Annotated in this window: 12 protein-coding genes and 1 tRNA gene; 7 read left to right on the forward strand and 6 right to left on the reverse strand. The window is 36.1% G+C overall.

The annotated features are described in order from the left end of the window. The first annotated feature begins 31 nt into the window (after positions 1 to 31). A complete protein-coding gene (locus EKM05_RS01925) occupies positions 32 to 2,179 on the forward strand; it encodes a M3 family metallopeptidase (RefSeq protein ID WP_126553140.1) in 2,148 nt (715 codons plus the stop codon). Positions 2,180 to 2,257: 78 nt separating this feature from the next. On the opposite strand, the gene EKM05_RS01930 is transcribed toward EKM05_RS01925, so the two are convergent. From EKM05_RS01930 to polA, 3 genes are all read right to left on the reverse strand, one after another. Continuing rightward, positions 2,258 to 2,638, reverse strand: a complete 381-nt coding sequence (locus EKM05_RS01930; RefSeq protein WP_231507426.1) for a nuclear transport factor 2 family protein — start codon at positions 2,636 to 2,638, stop codon at positions 2,258 to 2,260. 65 nt (positions 2,639 to 2,703) lie between these two features. Then, complete coding sequence (locus EKM05_RS01935) at positions 2,704 to 3,612, reverse strand: pseudouridine synthase (protein WP_126458390.1); 909 nt, start codon at positions 3,610 to 3,612, stop codon at positions 2,704 to 2,706. A 305-nt stretch (positions 3,613 to 3,917) separates the two neighbouring features. Further along, on the reverse strand, positions 3,918 to 6,758 hold the full coding sequence (polA, locus tag EKM05_RS01940) for a DNA polymerase I (RefSeq protein ID WP_126553142.1): 2,841 nt from the start codon (positions 6,756 to 6,758) through the stop codon (positions 3,918 to 3,920). A 328-nt stretch (positions 6,759 to 7,086) separates the two neighbouring features. On the opposite strand from polA, the gene EKM05_RS01945 reads away from it, so the two are divergent. After that, a complete protein-coding gene (locus tag EKM05_RS01945; protein ID WP_126458395.1) occupies positions 7,087 to 8,331 on the forward strand; it encodes a metallophosphoesterase in 1,245 nt (414 codons plus the stop codon). Between the two features lie 64 nt (positions 8,332 to 8,395). Then, positions 8,396 to 8,692, forward strand: coding sequence for a co-chaperone YbbN (locus tag EKM05_RS01950; protein ID WP_126458398.1), 297 nt, complete (start codon positions 8,396 to 8,398; stop codon positions 8,690 to 8,692). Between the two features lie 5 nt (positions 8,693 to 8,697). Here the strand turns inward: EKM05_RS01950 and EKM05_RS01955 are convergent, their stop codons facing one another. Continuing rightward, the gene (locus EKM05_RS01955; protein ID WP_126459077.1) at positions 8,698 to 9,333 is read right to left on the reverse strand and encodes a polysaccharide deacetylase family protein; all 636 of its coding nucleotides are present in this window, start codon (positions 9,331 to 9,333) and stop codon (positions 8,698 to 8,700) included. Between the two features lie 72 nt (positions 9,334 to 9,405). Beyond that, positions 9,406 to 12,687 (reverse strand): DUF2723 domain-containing protein, encoded by a 3,282-nt coding sequence (locus tag EKM05_RS01960; protein ID WP_126553144.1) that lies wholly within the window; start codon positions 12,685 to 12,687, stop codon positions 9,406 to 9,408. A gap of 237 nt (positions 12,688 to 12,924) precedes the next feature. Here EKM05_RS01960 and EKM05_RS01965 point away from each other — a divergent pair. Next, positions 12,925 to 12,995: transfer RNA gene (locus EKM05_RS01965), tRNA-Gln, on the forward strand. A gap of 120 nt (positions 12,996 to 13,115) precedes the next feature. Here EKM05_RS01965 and EKM05_RS01970 read toward each other — a convergent pair. Continuing rightward, positions 13,116 to 13,940 (reverse strand): universal stress protein, encoded by an 825-nt coding sequence (locus tag EKM05_RS01970; protein ID WP_126553146.1) that lies wholly within the window; start codon positions 13,938 to 13,940, stop codon positions 13,116 to 13,118. Between the two features lie 176 nt (positions 13,941 to 14,116). Between EKM05_RS01970 and rimP the strand changes: the two genes are divergently transcribed. The 3 genes from rimP (at position 14,117) to infB (ending at position 18,858) form a co-directional block, all read left to right on the forward strand. After that, positions 14,117 to 14,581 (forward strand): ribosome assembly cofactor RimP, encoded by a 465-nt coding sequence (gene rimP, locus EKM05_RS01975; protein WP_126459084.1) that lies wholly within the window; start codon positions 14,117 to 14,119, stop codon positions 14,579 to 14,581. A gap of 13 nt (positions 14,582 to 14,594) precedes the next feature. Further along, positions 14,595 to 15,848: a transcription termination factor NusA gene (nusA, locus tag EKM05_RS01980; protein ID WP_126453830.1), complete on the forward strand. Its 1,254-nt coding sequence runs from the start codon at positions 14,595 to 14,597 to the stop codon at positions 15,846 to 15,848. A gap of 112 nt (positions 15,849 to 15,960) precedes the next feature. Further along, positions 15,961 to 18,858: a translation initiation factor IF-2 gene (gene infB, locus EKM05_RS01985; RefSeq protein WP_126553148.1), complete on the forward strand. Its 2,898-nt coding sequence runs from the start codon at positions 15,961 to 15,963 to the stop codon at positions 18,856 to 18,858. The last annotated feature ends 92 nt before the right edge of the window (positions 18,859 to 18,950 follow it).

Consider the following 18,950-nt stretch of genomic DNA (forward strand, 5'->3'; position numbering starts at 1 on the left):
TAAATTTACTTTTTTAATTAATCACACCTAAATGAGAAAAAAATCCTTTTTTATTTTGTTAGTTATCGGAAATATGCTAACAATTGAAGCACAAGAAAAACAAGAGAACACTAGTATGAATCCATTTTTTCAGGCTTACGACACGCCGTTTAATGTGCCGCCTTTCGATAAAATTAAAAACGAACATTTTAAGCCCGCGATTTTAGAGGGAATTAGTACCCATCAAGCGGAGGTTAATGCTGTTGCAAATAATACGCAACCCGCTACTTTTGAGAATACTATTCTTGCCATGGAAAATGCAGGGGAATTATTATCGAATGTGAATACGGTTTTTTCTAATCTGAATTCGGCGAATACCAATAAAGAGATTCAGAATATTGCCAAAGAAATGGCACCAAATCTTTCCGCGCACAGAGATAATATTTACCTGAACGAGAAATTATTCGCAAAAGTAAAAACGCTTTGGGACAAAAAAGAAACTTTGGGACTGAATTTAGAACAGGCTAAAATTTTGGATAATGCGTACAAAGATTTCGTTCGTAGTGGAGCCAATTTATCAAATGCTGACAAGGAAATATTGCGTAAAATAAACGGAGATCTTTCGCTGACCAGCTTAAAGTATGGACAGAATATTTTGGCGGAGACTAATTCATACGAGTTGGTTGTTGATGCCAAAAAAGATTTGTCCGGATTGCCACAAGGATTAATTGATGCTGCAGCTGTTGATGCCAAAGCAAAAGGCAAAGAAGGAAAATGGGTTTTTACCCTTTCTAATTCCAGTGTGATGCCATTTCTGCAATACAATTCTAATCGAGAATTGCGCAAGCAAATTTGGAATGCCTACCAGACTAGAGGTAATCAAGATAATGAATTTGACAATAAAAAGAATGCAATAGCATTAGCAAATCTTCGTGGGCAAAAAGCACGATTATTAGGGTATAAATCACATTCCAATTATGTCTTGGAAGAATCAATGGCTAAAACTCCCGAAAATGTGAATAAGCTATTGAATGATTTGTGGAAACCAGCTTTGGAAATTGCTAAAACGGAAGCTGCCGATATTCAGAAAATGATGGCTAAAGAAGGAATTAAAGGTGCCGTACAGCCGTATGACTGGAGGTATTACACGGAGAAAATCAGAAAAGAACGTTTTGATTTAGACGAAGAAGAATTAAAGCCGTATTTCAGTTTAGAAAATGTTAGAAAAGGCGTTTTTCAAGTAACCGAAAAGCTATACGGGCTTCAGTTTAAAGTATTGACGGATGTTCCAAAATACCATGAAGATGTTACCGTTTGGGAAGTGACTGAGAAAGACGGAACCCATTTGGGTGTTTTATACATGGACTTTCATCCGCGTGAATCCAAACGAGGCGGTGCATGGATGACCTCGTACAGAACTCAAAAAACGGTTGACGGAAAACGCGTGGCTCCAGTAGTTTCTATTGTTTGTAATTTTACTAAACCATCAGCGAATGCCCCAGCACTTTTGACATTTGATGAGGTTACGACTTTCTTTCACGAGTTTGGACATTCTTTACACGGAATGCTGTCTAATGTGACCTATAAAAGTTTAGCAGGAACAAGTGTTCCAAGAGATTTTGTAGAACTTCCTTCTCAAATTATGGAGAATTGGGCAGCTGAACCAGAGGTTTTAAAAATGTATGCAAAGCATTATAAAACTGGGGAAGTGATTCCAGAAACATTGGTGAATAAATTAAAAAAAGCAGGGACTTTTGACCAAGGTTTTACTACAACAGAATATCTAGCAGCTTCTTTATTGGATTTAGAATACCATTCTCAAACCAAAGACATTACCGTTGATGCAAACGCTTTCGAAAAAGCAGCAATGACAAAAATTGGTTTGATTGCATCTATTATTCCAAGATACCGAAGTACGTATTTCAGTCATATATTCTCTGGAGGATATTCTTCTGGATATTACAGTTATATATGGTCAGGAGTTTTAGATACGGATGCTTTTGAAGCGTTCAAAACAACTACTTTGTTCAATCCTGAAAAAGCCAAATTATTCCGTGAGAATGTTTTGGAAAAAGGAGGGACAGAAGATCCGATGGTTTTGTACAAACGTTTCCGCGGTGCGGAGCCAAGTATTGAACCGCTGTTGAGAAAACGTGGTTTGGACAAAAAAGAAGAAGTATTTAAAAAGATAAAAGGATAAAATAATTTTGTTCTAAAGCAAAAACCCTACAATACAAATAATGTGTTGTAGGGTTTTTTATTGTCCTTCAAAAAAGGCTTATCCGTGATACACTCTGGAAGCAATTATTTTACCTTCTCTGATATCTAATACTTCTGCTACCAGTAAATCTTCTTCACCGGCTACCGTTCGTATGTATTCCATAAAAACGCGGTCACCATTTGCGGTAAGCGATTTTACATTGTAATTCAAACTCGGCAAACGTTCAAAAGTATCTTTCCACCATTCTCGCAAGGCTTCTTTGCCGGTGACAAAACCGTTGCTTTCGGGTTTGAATATTTTTAGTTTTGGACTAAAATGCACAGCATCGTCATCATACAAAGACAATAGTTTTTCTAATTCTTTATTGTTGAAAGTTTCAAACCATTTAAAAGCTATAGATTGTAATTTTTCTGGCATCATACTAATTTTAATTTGCATTTTTAATTAAAAAAATCCCGTTTTGCTACGCAAAAGGGATTTAATTTTATAATTCCAAAGAAATATTAAACGTTCTTCAAATTGATAATTTCTTGTTCAGTAAGCAATCTCCAGTTTCCTCTTGGTAAATTCTTTTTAGTCAAACCAGCAAAAGCAACTCTGTCAATACGCAACACATCATAACTGAAATGTTCAAAAATATTACGAACCACTTTCACGTTAGCGGATCTCAACTGTAATCCAATTTCACTTTTCGCTTCTCCGTCAATGTAGCTTACATCTTCCACAAAAACACGGTGTCCGTCAAGAGTCAGTCCTTTGTTTATTTTTTCTAAATCCTCAAATTTCAAGTTTTTATCTAATGAAACTTGGTAAATTTTAGATGATTTTTGACTTGGTAACGTAAATTTACGAATCATATCCGTATCATTCGTAAACAATAGTAAACCAGTTGTATTCTTGTCCATTCTCCCAATAGCGCCAATTTTTGCTGTTGTAGAGCCTTTTACCAGTTCCAGTACATTACGATATTCCTGACCTTCGTCCATCGCAGTAGTAAAGTTTTTTGGTTTGTTCAATAAGATGTATACTTTTTTCTCCGGTGTCAAAGTGGCACCGTCAAAATTTACTACGTCTCCCGGTTTTACCATATATCCCATTTCGATAACGGGAATTCCATTTACTTTTACAGTTCCGGATTGAATGTAAATATCCGCATCACGACGCGAGCATGCCCCAGAATTGGCGATGTATTTATTCAAACGGATTTCGTCTTTTACCTTTGGTCTTTTAGGAGCTTGATTTGGTTTTTTTTCTACTTTATCCGTATCGACAGCTACAACTTTAGTATTTATTTTAACTTTTTTTGGCCCTTGTGCCCGTTTTTGCATCGCAGGTTTTGGCTTGTTAGAACTTGGTCTTGAACTATTTGTTCTAGCACCACTTCCTTTATTGTTGCCTTGCTTATTATTCATAATATTCCTTAATTTGCGCAAAGATAGTATTTATATAATTGAGAATCAATAGATGGCAATTATAAAAAAGGTAACTGGCTTGTTAATAAGCGAATTAAAAAAAAATTAAATTCGCTTTTTAGAGCTGGCTCTCGATTTCTACTGTTCCCCCTTTTCTTTTTAAAACAAAAAAAATCTAGTCATCTTGCTATTTTCATAAGTTGTTTTTGTTCGTTTTATCAGGAATGAAATAGTGAAATACTGCCGCAATAAAGCGCTAATTGTACTATTTAGATGCAATCTTTCTGGGATATTTCAAGCAGTTATTAATGCGCTTCCAGCCAATCTTTCCCCATTCCTAAATCTACATCCAAAGGTACATCAAGTTTAAACGCATGTTCCATTTCATATTTTATCATCGGTTTGATTTTTTCGAGTTCATCATTATGCACATCAAACACAAGCTCATCATGAACCTGTAGCAACATTTTACTTTTCCAATTTTCAGAGGTTAGTTTTCCGTGAATATTAATCATTGCAATTTTGATGATATCAGCAGCACTGCCTTGAATTGGTGCGTTTACCGCATTTCGTTCTGCTCCACCACGAACAATGGCGTTTTGTGAATTGATATCTTTCAAATAACGACGACGGCCCAGGATGGTTTGCACATAGCCGTTCTCTCTTGCAAAATCTATTTGTTCCTGAATATAAGACTTTAATCTTGGATAGGTTTGGTAATACGCTTCAATCAAATCAGCACTCTCTTTACGAGATAAGTTAGTTTGATTGCTCAATCCAAAAGCCGAAACACCATATATAATTCCGAAATTGACCGTTTTGGCATGACTTCGTTGCTCGCGAGTCACTTCTTCCAGCGGAACATTAAAGACTTTTGAAGCAGTAGATTTGTGAATGTCTTCGTGATTCTGAAAGGCTTTGATCATGTTTTCTTCACCGCTTAATGCAGCAATTACCCGCAATTCTATTTGGGAATAATCTGCAGAAACCAATGTGTAATTTTCATCTCGTGCCACAAATGCTTTCCGGATTTGTCGGCCACGTTCGGTTCGAATCGGGATGTTTTGTAAGTTGGGATTATTCGAACTCAATCGTCCTGTTGCCGCAACGGTTTGCATATAATCGGTGTGTATGCGGTTCGTGATTTTGTCAACTTGGTTGGGTAAAGCATCAACATACGTGTTTTGTAGCTTTATCAATTGTCGCCAATCCAGAATGTCTTTTACAATTGGGTTTTCAGCGGCTAAATAGCTTAAGATTTCCTCTCCGGTTGCGTATTGACCGGTTTTGGTTTTCTTTTGTTTGGCTCCTCCAATTTTCAATTTGTCAAATAATACATCGCCCAGTTGTTTTGGGGAAGCGAGATTGAATTTTTCACCGGCAGTTTCATAAATATTTGCTTCCAATATCTTTATATCATCATCCAAGGTTTTCGACAGGGATTTCAAGAAATCGACATCTACGCGGATTCCTTCTTTTTCCATAGCGGCCAAAACAGGTACCAATGGAATTTCGATTTCCTCAAAAAGTTTTTTGGTGCCGGTTTTGTCTAATTCTAAAGTGAATATTTCCTTGAGTTGCAAAGTTACATCAGCGTCTTCAACCGCATATTCTTTGATTTCTTCCAGTTCAACGTCGCGCATTGATTTCTGGTTTTTTCCTTTTTTCCCAATTAAAGTTTCAATAGATTGCGGGGAATATTTTAAATATGTTTCTGCCAAAATATCCATATTATGACGCATATCCGGATTGATTAGATAATGTGCAATCATGGTATCGAATAGTTTTCCTTTTACGGTAACCTTGTAATTAGAGAGTATCTTTAAATCGTATTTTAAATTCTGACCAATTTTCTCGATGTTTTCATTTTCGAAAAAAGGAATAAATTTCTCGATTAAAACTTGTGCTTCCTCTTGATTTTCCGGAAAAGGAACATAGAATCCTTTTCCTTTTTCGAAAGAAAACGAAATCCCCACTAATTCGGCATGCAAAGCATCTAGACCAGTTGTTTCGGTGTCAAAACATACTGAAGCTTGTTTTTGTAAATTTTGCAACAGCAATTTCAGCCCTAAATCCCCTTGGATTATCTGATACGAATGTTCTGTGTTTGCTAGTGAACTATAATATTGATGGCGTGTTTCTTCTGATGAGTCTTCCTGAATGGCACTTCCAAAAAGATCAAATTGTTCTTCAGTTTTAGGTTGTGTTTTTTTATATAATTTAGTTTCATCAACCGGGTTATTGGTAGTCGCAGTCGCTCCTTTTTTGAATATAGCGTCAAACTGCTCTGCCATTCGGCGGAATTCTAACTCGTTGAACAGTGCGTCTGTTTTTTCGACATCAGGAGTGGATAATTCATAGTCCGTTTCATCAAAAATAACGGGACAATCCAGTAAAATTGTGGCTAAGGTTTTAGATAATAATCCTTTTTCCTTGTTCGCCTCAATGTTCTCTTTCATTTTTCCTTTCAGCTTATCCGTATTAGCTAAAAGATTTTCCATGGTTCCAAATTCTTTTAGAAACTTCTTTGCAGTGACTTCGCCTACCCCGGGAAGTCCTGGAATATTATCCGCTGCATCACCCATCATTCCAAGGAAATCGATTACCTGATCCGGACGTTCAATTTCAAATTTTGCCAAAACCTCAGGAATTCCCCAGATCTCTATTCCATTCCCCATTCGGGCAGGTTTGTACATAAATATGTTTTCAGAAACAAGTTGTGCAAAATCCTTATCCGGGGTGACCATAAAAACTTTATAATTTTGTTTTTCGGCTTGTTTGGCAATGGTCCCAATTAGGTCATCAGCCTCATAGCCTTTGACTTCTATTATAGGAATATGCATGGCTTTCAGTAAATCTTGGATATAAGGAATAGCAATTTTTATGGCTTCCGGAGTAGCATCACGATGGGCTTTGTATTCCGGGAAGATGTCATTTCTCAACTGGCTGCCACCATTGTCAAAAGCAACGGCTAAATGATCTGGTTTTTCTCTTTTTATAACATCCATCAATGAATTCATAAAACCCATAATGGCGGATGTATCCATTCCTTTAGAATTGATCCGTGGATTTTTTATAAAAGCATAATAGCCTCTGAAGATTAGGGCATAGGCATCAAGAAGAAACAGGCGTTTTTGTTGTGACATGAATTGTGATTTTTGTAAAGTTTTCAAAAGTACAAAACTTGTCAGATAAAGGCATGAAATATTTCTTCAAATCAATTTCACTATGTTTTTTAAAATAAAATAGGAGAAACAGGGGCTTAGGTGCAGCGATTTTATATTTGTTAAACTTGTTTATTAAATAAAGTACGAATAATTTGTACGATAACGGTTTTGCTTTTTATTTAAAATTAAGTTTTCTATTTCAGCTAAGCTGTTTCAAGTTGATTTAATGTAATTTTAGTTAAATTTAGATTAATAAAAACGCATACTATTTTCTTAATTTGTTATTTTGTGTAAAATTTGATTAAAAATGATTTTCCGTGTCGTATTCTTGTGTTCAATTCTACTTATTATTGAGCTGTATACTTTTCAGATCTTAAAAACTTTGATAAAATCAAAACTAATATTGTTTTCAATTCAGGGTATAAGCCTATTAGTTTTAATATATATCGTGTATTCTTTAATGCAATTTGACCGTAGCGTAGGACAAACCCAGCAATTCATGTTTAGTATGGGATTGTTGCTTATTGTTTATGTTCCAAAATTAATTTTAGCCTTAATTTTAATAGGGGAAGACATTTTTAGAGTAGGTGCTGGAGCCTTAAATTTTTTCGTGGATTATGACAAGAGTACTGATTTCCTTAATTCCAGAAGAAAGTTTATCAGTCAAATAGGATTAGGGTTAGCGGCGGTTCCGTTTTTATCCTTGATATATGGAGTCACGATTGGGAAATACAATTACAAAGTGATCAGGCAGCGTATTTTTTTTCCGGATTTACCGGATGCTTTTGATGGTTTTAAAATTACTCAAATATCCGATGTTCATAGTGGAAGCTTTGATGACCCGGAAAAAATTAATTATGCGATTGACTTGGTAAATGAGCAAAATTCAGATATGATTCTGTTTACTGGAGATATTGTCAATACGCACGCCAAAGAGATGCATCCTTGGATAGAAACATTCAACCGAATTAAGAAACATGAATATGGCAAATATTCCGTTTTGGGGAATCATGATTACGGAGAATATGTAACCTGGCCAAGTGAAGCCGCAAAAGCAGATAATTTTAAGGCAATAAAAAATTTATACGGAGAAATTGGGTTTGATTTATTGCTGAATGAGCATACGTTTATCGAGAAAGGAGATGCCAAAATAGCATTAGTAGGTGTCGAAAACTGGGGACATAATTTCAAGCAGGCCGGAGATTTGAATAAGGCTTCGGGGCAGTTAAAGAAAGAAGATTTCAAGATTTTGATGAGCCATGACCCTTCCCATTGGGAGCACGTGGTGCAGCACGATGATAAACACTACCACCTTACGCTTTCCGGGCACACACACGGAATGCAATTTGGAATCGAAATTCCCGGTTATTTCAAATGGAGTTTGGCGCAATACGTATACAAACAATGGGCCGGCTTATATGAAAACCTGGGAAGATACGTTTATGTCAATAGGGGATTTGGTTTTCATGCCTTTCCTGGCAGAGTAGGAATCATGCCGGAAATAACGGTCATCGAACTAAAAAAAGGCACTAATGTAGCAGAATTCGTTTAAAATGCTACATTTGTAAAATTAACATCTCTGTTTAGTGAATTTTAAAAATTAAATTTTTGGTTTTATGTCAAAATTTGGAGAACTTATAAATACTAAAATTCCGGTATTAATTGACTTTTATACGGAGTGGAATGAATCCTCCGTTTTAATGCATCCTGTGATCAGAGATGTAGCGGCGGCTCTTGGCGATAAAGCGAAAGTCATTAAGATTGACGTTGATAAAAATCAAGAATTAGCGGATGCTTTGCGGATCAAAGGGTTGCCTACGTTGATGATCTATAAACAAGGTCAGATGATCTGGAGACAGTCCGGAGAACTTGACGCCAATACGATAATTAGTCTCGTTCAGGAACAATTGTAATATTTTTATAAAGGGTTGCACTTAAAATTATTTTCTTTTAAATAAGCTAGTGTTTTTGGCAACACGTATTGTAGGTTCTTGAACGCTTTTATACTGTCGTGAAAAACAATAATACTCCCCGGTCTTACATTTGACAACACATTATTCAGGCATTTTTCTTTAGATATTGTGGCATCAAAATCAGCACTCAGGACATCCCACATAATTATTTTGTACCCTAGTTTTTGTAGTTTTTTTGATTGCGATTTTTTTATTTTTCCATACGGAGGGCGAAAAAGTTTAGCGTCTGGATGGGTGTGGTTTTCAATCGCTTCTTGAGCTTGTTTCGTGTTTTTGATGTACGTCTCAGTAGTTGTTTGCCAGCCATTTAAGTGGTTGAAAGTGTGGTTTCCTATGGTGTGGCCTTCCCGAATCACCTTTTTGAATATTTCAGAATTTTTTTCGATATTATTTCCAATACAGAAAAAAGTGGCTTTGATTCCGTATTTTTTTAATTCCACCAAAACCCATTCTGTAACTTCTGGAATGGGGCCGTCATCAAAGGTAAGGTATACAGTATTTCCTGTATTGGAGACATCCCAACTATAATTAGAGAATATTTTTTTTATAATCGAATGGGTCTTTGTCCAGTACAATTTCATTTTTTTCATTTTAAAATTAAAAAAAATAGCGACATTAAAAAATGTCGCTATTTTTTTAATGGCTCTCTAATATTACTCTTTGTCGCGTCCAAAACGTTCAAACATTTTGATGTACGTATTGAAGACAATTTTGTTCTTATTGTAAAATGCGAGATCGCCATTTTCTTTCATGACTTGCAAGAGGCTTCTGTAGCGCTCAATATCAGTTATGATTGGAATTGCAATACTGCTTTGTTCAGAAGATTTAAGATTGCCATAATAGTTGAGGTTTTCTTGGTACTTAAAGACTAATCGGTCCAATAATTGTTCGGCTTTTATTTTTTCGCCAGTTTTATAATAGCCCCCCGCAAAAGGTTCTACTAATGAATAATAGCCAAAGCTGTCCAAAGGCATTTTTGCCATAGCTAAATCAATGATTTTTTTGGCTTTTTCTTTCTGTCCTTCCAGGATTAACTGATTCATCAATCTTGACAGATTGTTTCGGTAGGTAATGCTATTTTTTCTGGTTTCTGGATCATGATAAATAGAAGGACTATCACTATTTCCCCAATCCCATTTCATGACCTTTGCATACATTCTGTCAGTGTCTATTTGTCCCATTTCAAGTAGACTTCCATCTTTGGACATTGGGGTTTTTATTGGAACTAGTTTGTATACCATACCTTCGAGTTGAAGGTATTCTTTCATCCAGATGTAGTCTTCGCTATCATAAGCACCACCGCTAAAATAAATTGGTCTTTTCCAGTTGTTATTAGCAACAATGTCAAGCATCATCAATCTGTTTTTGTACAACGCACTCCCTTTGATGTCTATGTCAATATAAGGCACTATAGAGTCATTGTATTTAGGGGATACTACTTTGTTTTGTATGATCGTTTTTTTGTCAACGGGAATCCGAATCTTATTGGTTGGATAAAAATGGATGGTTTGTCCGTTTTGCATTCCTACCGTTGATTTAGGATTTTTAATAAAATCGATAAAATCTTTTATATCCCAGCGACTTTCAATTTTTGGAATATGAGCCACATAGTCTAATTTGTCTCCCACATACTCCTCGTGTGTAAACGAAACCGGTACCGGGTCTGATTCGTATGTTTTGGTTTTCATTTGATCGATATACCAGTCCGTCATGAATAAACTGGTGTTTACAATTTTGACATCGGTTCTTATTTTTTCAATTTCCTGTGCGTACCAAAGCGGGAAAGTGTCATTGTCTCCAATGGTGAATAAGATGGCATTAGGGTCACACGAAGTAAGATATGCTTTTGCCATAGACAACGCGGTATATTTGCCGGAACGGTCGTGGTCATCCCAGTTTTGTGACGCCATAAGCACTGGTGCCGCTACTAAACTTAATGCGATAAGGAGAGGGCCAGCTATTTTTGGAGCGAGATGTTTTTTGACACTTTCATACAAGGCGTAAACACCAAAGCCTATCCAGATGGCAAATACATAAAAGGAGCCTACCAATGCATAATCCCTTTCTCGAGGTTCAAAAGGCCTTTCGTTCAAATAAATTTTCAGGGCTATTCCCGTAAAAAGAAACAAGGCAAGCAAAACATAAAAGCTTTTTAAATCCTTATTGGCATGATACATAAGTCCAATAAGGCCCAGAATAAAAGGCAAAAAGAAATATACATTCCGACCTTTATTGTTCAATACATCCGATGGTAAGTTGTCCTGACTTCCTAAATGCAATTCATCAATGAATTTTATACCACTGAGCCAGTTGCCATCCAGATAATCGTATCGTCCCTGAACATCATTTTGACGGCCAACAAAATTCCACATCAAGTACCTCCAATACATGTATCCAAATTGATACTCTACCATAAAACCTAGATTGTCCGCAGTTGTTGGTTTTTCAACAATCAAATAGTCGCCATAACTTTTTAGGAAGGTGACATATCCTTCGTTGTCAATTTGTTTTTGCGCGTAGGCTTGTCTGAATTCAGAAATTATTTTTTGAGTTTCATTTTTGAGTTGTGCAATCGCTTTATTGTAATCTTCTTCACTAAGTTGACTGGCATCAATACCGTATTTTGCTAAATCATCCTCGTAAGGATAATTAGGATTTAATTTGAATTGAGGCGGATTGGTAAAATTCATGTAATTTTCAATATGTCCATCGCTCCACATTCTTGGGAGAATGGTTTTGTGATTGTCATCTGAATTTTGGGAAGCATTTTTATAATTATTGACAATAACATATTTCCCTGTTTTATAATCTCTTTCATAATTGGGTGCTTTGTCTAAATAAGGATTATTGGCATCTAATCCGGCAAAATTCTCTGTGTATTGTGGACCATAGAACAATGCATTTACGCCATATTGTTCTCTATTGTAATAGGCTAAAACTTCGCGGGCATCAGACGGTTTGTTTTCATTGATTACAGTATTTGCATTTGCTCGAATGGGTAGCATCATCCATGTCGAGAAACCAATTAAAATAAAAAGGATGCAAAGAATTATGGTGTTGTAGAACACAAAGCCTTTTTGTTTGGTGTATTTCAATCCAAAGTAAAAGAAAGCAATCAAAGCTATTGTAACAAACACAGTGCCCGAGTCAAACGGCAGTCCTAAACTATTGACCATAAAAACTTCTATTTTACCAAAGAATCCCATGGTCATAGGAAGTAGCAATTTGAAAATAAACAACAAAATAGCAATTACTACAACATTTGCAATAAGGAAACTTTTAACTGTTACTACCTTATAGTTTTTAAAAAAATAAAGAAAACCTATTGCGGGAATTGTTAGTAATGCCATAAAGTGAACCCCAAAGGAAAGTCCTACAACAAGAGAAATAATCAATAACCACTTATTTCCTCTTGGAGTATTCATGTCTTGCTCCCAGCGTAAACCCAGCCAAAACAATAGGGCAATAAACAAGGATGCCATGGCGTAAACCTCAGCCTCGACAGCATTGTACCAAAAGCTATCTGAAAAAGTGAAGGCTAAAGCACCAACAAATGAACTTCCTAGTATAACGATTTCATTGTTTCTGTTAGTCTCTGAAAATCGGGAAATCAATTTTTTTAGAAGAATGGACGAAGACCAAAAAAGGAATAAAATAGTAAAGGCACTCGAGAATACGGACATCATATTTACCATTAAGGCAATGTGTTGATCATCTGATGCAAACATGGCGAAAAAAGCGCCAATCATCTGGTATAAAGGAGCTCCCGGAGGGTGGCCAACTTGAAGTTTTGCTGCGGTGGAAATGTATTCGCCACAATCCCAAAAACTCATGGTAGGCTCAACAGTTAAAGTGTAAGTTAATAATGCGATTCCAAATGTTAACCAACCAATAATTGTGTTCCATTTATTGAAGTTGAATGTTCCTTTGTCCATGTACTAAAATTTAGTTTAAATGTAAGTTACAAAGAAAATGTTTTTTTATTTAACCCTAGTAGCATTAACACTATTTTCTGGAAAAGTAATGAAATTCAATAATCAATTGATTGTAAAGCTCTTTTGAGATATTTTGCAGCTGATTTTATTTTTTGTTATTTTTTTTTAATAAAAAGGCAAAAAAAATTTGTGCAAACTAAATTTTATTTTAAATTTGCACTCGCTTAGCAGCAATGCTGGTCTATGGTGTAATGGTAACACAACTGTTTTTGGTGCAGTCGTTCAAGGTTCGAGTCCTTGTAGACCAACAAAAAACCTCTCAATTTCTGAGAGGTTTTTTTATATACTAAATTCTGAGTAGAGTTTGTTGGGGTTTCCGGGATATGAGAATGAAGTTGGTCAGTTGTTATTTGCAAAGCCAAAAGGAGTTAAATTCTAAAAGTGATAACAGGTCTGGTGGTATGATTTACTAAGTCTTCACTGATGCTTCCGTTAAAGAAATGTGCTAGCCCAGTTCTGCCATGGGTGCAAAGTCCAATTAAATCAGCATCTATTGTTTTTGAAAAATTGATTATTCCACTTTCAATGTTCGCATCATTGAAGAGGTGTGAGGAGTAATTTGGAAGGTCAAAATCAGCCATAAAAGCACCCATCACCTTTTCGGCAGCAAGAGTGGTCTTAAAACTATTGGGAGTGCAAATCATGACTAAAAACAAATTGGCATCAAAGATCTTCGCGAACTCCATCATTTTTTTAAAAGGCTTTTTAGCTTCTTTTGAAAAATCAGAGGCAAAGACGAAATTTTTAAATTTTAATTTACCTACATCTTTTTTTATAACTAAAACTGGAATTTCGGAGAGTCGGACCACTTTTTCAGTATTAGAGCCAATAATGATTTCTTCAATGCCTGAAGTGCCATGAGAGCCCATAACGATTAAATCAATTTTATTCTTTTTGTTAAAGGATAAAATACCGCTAAAAGCTTTTTCAAATTGTACAGAGACATGTACCGGAATTCCTTTCAAATAGGGCTGTTCTTTTATTTTTTGAAGGTTTTCGTTAACTTTTTTGATGAACAACATAAGCGCCGGAGTAATGTCTGCTCCAGTAACAGAGTCATTCATGTGGTTTGGGAGTTCTAACAAATGCAATAGGAATATTTCACACTTGTTTTTTCTTGCAATTACAGCAGCCACTTTTAGAGCGTTTCCGGCATGATCAGAAAAATCGGTTGGGACTAAAATACGTTTCATAATTACAGCGTGTTAAATTATGGTAAAACTGTTGTTTTGAATTGTTCATTAAAGATAAGAAATTATTTTAGAGCAATCGATTATTTTGGTTTATAAAAAAAAACACTATATTTGCACCGTTATTTATTAAAATCTAGATAATGAGGGGACTAAATGTCCCCTCTTTTTATAAGCATATGACATTTAAAGAGAAAGTAAACACGTTATTGGCAGAAGGCCTGTTAGAGAAGCCGTCAATTTTTTTGATAGACCTGATTATCACGGATGCTTTTAAGGTTATTGTGACCTTGGATGGAGATAATGGAGTAGCGCTTCAGGATTGTATTGATGTGAGCCGTTCACTAGACAATAACCTGGACCGTGAGGAGCAGGATTTTTCTTTAGAAGTGGCTTCGGTAGGAGTAGGATCTCCATTGAAATTGATCAGACAATACAAGAAAAATATAGGGCGTACATTGATTGTGAAGACTGGAGCAGAAATAATTGAAGCGGAATTAGTGGAAGCTAATGATGATTTTGTAATTTTGTCATGGGAAGCAAGAGAGCCAAAAAAGATTGGTAAAGGGAAGGAGACCGTTCAAAAAGAACTTAAACTACCTTATGGAGACATTAAAGAAGCAATTGTTACAGTAACATTTTAATTAAAGAATTCGCATGGAAAATTTAGCATTGATCGATTCATTCTCAGAGTTTAAAGATGATAAACTTATTGATCGTGTAACGCTTATGGCAATTTTAGAAGATGTATTTAGAAATGCATTGAAAAAAAAATACGGTTCAGATGATAATTTCGATATCATTATAAATCCTGATAAAGGAGATATGGAGATTTGGCAAAGAAGAGTAATTGTTGCGGATGAAGACTTGGATTTTGATCACCTTGAAATTACATTGACTGAAGCTAGAAAAATAGAGCCTGATTTTGAAATTGGAGAAGAGGTTTCTGAAGAAGTTAAATTAATTGATTTAGGAAGAAGAGCAATTTTAGCTTTGCGTCAGAATTTGATTTCTAAAATTCATGAACACGATAACACCAATCTTTACAAGCAGTTTAAAGATTTAATAGGAGATATTTACACCGCTGAAGTGCACCATGTGCGTCCAAGAGTTGTGATTTTAGTTGATGATGAAGGCAATGAAATTATTTTGCCAAAAGAAAAACAAATACCTTCTGATTTTTTCCGCAAGGGAGATAATGTCAGAGGGATAATTGAAAGCGTTGAGTTGAAGGGAAATAAACCTCAAATTATTATGTCTAGAACTTCGGAGAAGTTCTTGGAAAAATTGTTTGAGCAAGAAATTCCGGAAGTATTTGATGGTTTAATCATGGTAAAGAAAGTGGTTAGGATACCCGGCGAAAAAGCAAAAGTAGCTGTTGATTCTTATGACGACAGAATAGATCCTGTGGGGGCTTGTGTAGGTATGAAAGGGTCTCGTATTCATGGAATCGTGCGTGAATTAGGTAATGAGAATATAGATGTTATCAATTATACAAGCAACATTCAATTGTTTATCACAAGAGCATTAAGCCCTGCAAAAGTATCTTCGATCAAGATCAATGAAGAGACTAAAAGAGCAGAGGTTTTCTTGAAGCTTGAAGAAGTTTCAAAAGCGATTGGTCGTGGGGGACACAATATCAAATTAGCGGGCTTATTAACGGGCTATGAATTAGACGTTATTCGTGAAGGTGATGTTGCTGGTGCTACCGCTGATGATGATGATGTTGAATTAACAGAGTTTTCAGATGAAATTGAAGACTGGGTTATTGAAGAATTTGCAAAAATTGGATTGGATACTGCAAAAAGTATCTTAAAACAAGATGTAGAAGATTTAGTACGAAGAACAGACCTGGAAGAGGAAACGATTCTGGATGTAATGAGAATATTGAAAGAAGAATTTGACAGTTAGTCATTGAGTCTTCAACGATAAACATGCCATTTTACAATTAATTCTTGCTCGGTAGGTATCGAGTCGGGAGTAAAGTGAGGAATAACAAAAAAGGTAATAATAAAAAGGTTTTATGTCTGAAGAGAGAATTATTAGAATAAACAAAGTTTTAAGGGAATTGAATATTTCTTTGGAAAGAGCTGTGGATTATCTAAAAGATAAAGGGATAGCTATTGAAGCAAACCCAAACACAAAAATTTCTGATGATGTATACAATGTCTTGTGCGGTCAGTTTGCAGGTGACAAAGGGAATAAAGAAGCTTCGAAAGAAGTTGGGGAAGAAAAAAGAAAAGAAAAAGAGGCTTTGCGTTTAGAACGAGAGAAAGAAATCGAAGACAAACGTAAGATTGAGGAAGAGCGTCTGAAACAGCAAGAAGTTATAAAAGCGAGAGCAGTTATAGCGGGTCCTGTTCAGGTAGGTAAGATTGATCTTAATCCTAAAAAACCTTCCGTCGTCACTCCTGTGAAAGCGGTTGAAAAAGTGGAGACTCCAGTTGCTAAAGTAGCTGAGGTGAAAGCAATTCAAAAAGAAGCTTCAACAGAAAAACTGTCGCCAGAAAAACCTTTAGAAGAAAAACCTGTTTCAGATAAAAAAGAGATAAAACCGGTTGTTGGAATTAAAGAGGTAAAAAAAGAGACTGTAAAAGCAGTCCCTGCTGAACCAAAAGAGGTAGTGAAAACGGAAATTGCTAAAACTGATGACGTGCCTGTTGATGAAACCATCACAACGCAATATCAAAAATTATCAGGAACTACTTTGACAGGGCAGATCATTGATTTGTCACAATTCAACAAACCAAAAAAGAAAAAAGAAGAACCTAAAATCACTCCTAATAAACCGGGTGCTCCAGGATCGGCTGCGGCTAATGCAAATAAAAACAAGCGTAAAAGGATTGCTCCTAAACCAGGAGTTCCTAGGCCGCCTGCAGTTCCAGGAGTTCCGGGAGCGCCAAATCCTAACAAGATTACGCCAAATGTTGGTGGTGGCGGATTTAATGCTAACAGAAGTGCAAGACCTGGTTTCGTAAGAGGAAACAGACCTGCTATTGTTGCTAAAGTAGAGCCTACGGAAGAAGAGGTAAAAAACCAAATTAGAGAGACTTTAGAAAAACTTCAAGGAAAAGGAGGTAAATCTAAAGCAGCTAAATATAGAAGAGATAAAAGAGATACGCACCGTCAAAAATCAGATGACGAGCAAAGAGCCATAGACGAAGGAAGCAAAACGATTAAGGTTACTGAGTTTGTTACCGTTGGTGAAATTGCCATCATGATGGATGTGCCAATTACAAAAGTTATTGGAACTTGTATGTCGCTTGGAATCATGGTTACCATGAATCAGCGTCTTGATGCGGAAACATTGACAATCGTTGCGGATGAGTTTGGTTATGAAGTTGAATTTATCACGGTAGATATTGAAGAAGCAATTCAGGTTGTTGCAGATAGAGAAGAAGATTTAGTATTCAGAGCGCCTATTGTTACGGTAATGGGTCACGTAGATCACGGTAAAACATCGTTACTGGATTACGTTCGTAAAGAAAACGTAATCGCAGGGGAGTCTGGAGGAATTACACAACATATTGGTGCCTACGGAGTAACTTTGGATAACGGACAAAAAATTGCATTCTTAGATACACCGGGTCACGAAGCTTTTACAGCGATGCGTGCGCGTGGTGCTCAAGTTACGGATATTGCAATTATTGTGATTGCTGCGGATGATGACATCATGCCACAAACGAAAGAAGCGATCAGTCATGCTCAAGCAGCAGGCGTTCCTATTATATTTGCCATTAATAAAATTGACAAGCCTAATGCCAATCCTGAAAAAGTAAAAGAAAGATTAGCGGGTATGAATTTACTAGTAGAAGATTGGGGTGGGAAAATTCAATCTCATGATATCTCTGCAAAAGTTGGTACAGGTGTCAAAGAATTATTAGAGAAGGTATTGTTAGAAGCGGAACTTTTAGATTTAAAATCAAATCCAAATAAAGCGGCTCAAGGTACAGTGGTTGAGGCATTTCTTGATAAAGGAAAAGGATATGTTTCTACCATATTAGTACAGCATGGAACGTTACGAGTTGGTGATTATATGTTAGCAGGGAAGCATCATGGTAAGATAAAAGCCATGCATGATGAAAGAGGGAATATAGTTACAGTTGCGGGACCTTCAACTCCGGTTTCTGTTCTGGGTCTTGATGGAGCAGCCACTGCAGGGGATAAGTTCAATATTTTTGAAGATGAAAAAGAAGCCAAACAAATTGCTTCAAAACGTTCTCAATTGATGCGTGAGCAGTCTGTACGTACACAACGACACATTACATTGGATGAAATTGGACGTAGAATAGCATTGGGTCAATTTAAAGAATTAAATATTATCCTTAAGGGAGATGTGGATGGTTCTGTTGAAGCATTGTCTGATTCGTTCTCTAAATTATCTACCGAAGAAATTCAAATTAATATTATTCATAAAGGGGTTGGTGCAATTACAGAAACTGACGTAATGTTGGCTTCGGCATCGGATGCAATCATCATCGGATTTAATGTTCGTCCTGCTGGAAACGCAAGACAATTAGCAGATAAAGAAGAAATTGATATCCGTTACTATTCTATTATTTATGCTGCAATTGATGACTTGAAAGATGCCATGGAAGGGATGTTAGCTCCAGAAATGAAAGAAGAAATTCTGGGTACAGCGGAGATTAGAGAGATATTCAAAATCTCTAAAGTAGGTTCTATTGCGGGTTGTATGGTAATGGACGGTAAAATTTCCAGAAGCGCTAAAATGAGAATCATTAGAGATGGTGTGGTGGTGCATACAGGTGAACTGATAGCATTGAAACGTTTCAAAGATGATGTTAAAGAGGTTGCTAAAGGCTATGATTGTGGAATTCAGATCAAGGGATATAATGACATTGAAGAAAGAGATGTTATTGAATCTTACCATGAGGTAGCAATTAAGAAGAAATTGAAATAGAATTATATTGTTTTAATTAAAATCCCGACTAGTCGGGATTTTTTTGTTTTAAACAAAGACAGGTTTAGTCTTGAAAAGCTTTTTTAATGGCT

It is taken from the genome of Flavobacterium sp. GSP27, from assembly GCF_003970395.1.
GTDB lineage: Bacteria > Bacteroidota > Bacteroidia > Flavobacteriales > Flavobacteriaceae > Flavobacterium.

Excerpts from the sequence above, each read along its gene's own strand:
- polA (WP_126553142.1), bottom strand. The coding sequence starts at position 6,758 with ATGTCACAACAAAAACGCCTGTTTCTTCTTGATGCCTATGCCCTAATC.
- EKM05_RS01950 (WP_126458398.1), top strand. The coding sequence starts at position 8,396 with ATGTCAAAATTTGGAGAACTTATAAATACTAAAATTCCGGTATTAATT.
- EKM05_RS01930 (WP_231507426.1), bottom strand. The coding sequence starts at position 2,638 with ATGCAAATTAAAATTAGTATGATGCCAGAAAAATTACAATCTATAGCT.
- EKM05_RS01970 (WP_126553146.1), bottom strand. The coding sequence starts at position 13,940 with ATGAAACGTATTTTAGTCCCAACCGATTTTTCTGATCATGCCGGAAAC.
- EKM05_RS01960 (WP_126553144.1), bottom strand. The coding sequence starts at position 12,687 with ATGGACAAAGGAACATTCAACTTCAATAAATGGAACACAATTATTGGT.
- infB (WP_126553148.1), top strand. The coding sequence starts at position 15,961 with ATGTCTGAAGAGAGAATTATTAGAATAAACAAAGTTTTAAGGGAATTG.
- EKM05_RS01925 (WP_126553140.1), top strand. The coding sequence starts at position 32 with ATGAGAAAAAAATCCTTTTTTATTTTGTTAGTTATCGGAAATATGCTA.
- EKM05_RS01945 (WP_126458395.1), top strand. The coding sequence starts at position 7,087 with ATGATTTTCCGTGTCGTATTCTTGTGTTCAATTCTACTTATTATTGAG.
- rimP (WP_126459084.1), top strand. The coding sequence starts at position 14,117 with ATGACATTTAAAGAGAAAGTAAACACGTTATTGGCAGAAGGCCTGTTA.
- EKM05_RS01935 (WP_126458390.1), bottom strand. The coding sequence starts at position 3,612 with ATGAATAATAAGCAAGGCAACAATAAAGGAAGTGGTGCTAGAACAAAT.
- EKM05_RS01955 (WP_126459077.1), bottom strand. The coding sequence starts at position 9,333 with ATGAAATTGTACTGGACAAAGACCCATTCGATTATAAAAAAAATATTC.
- nusA (WP_126453830.1), top strand. The coding sequence starts at position 14,595 with ATGGAAAATTTAGCATTGATCGATTCATTCTCAGAGTTTAAAGATGAT.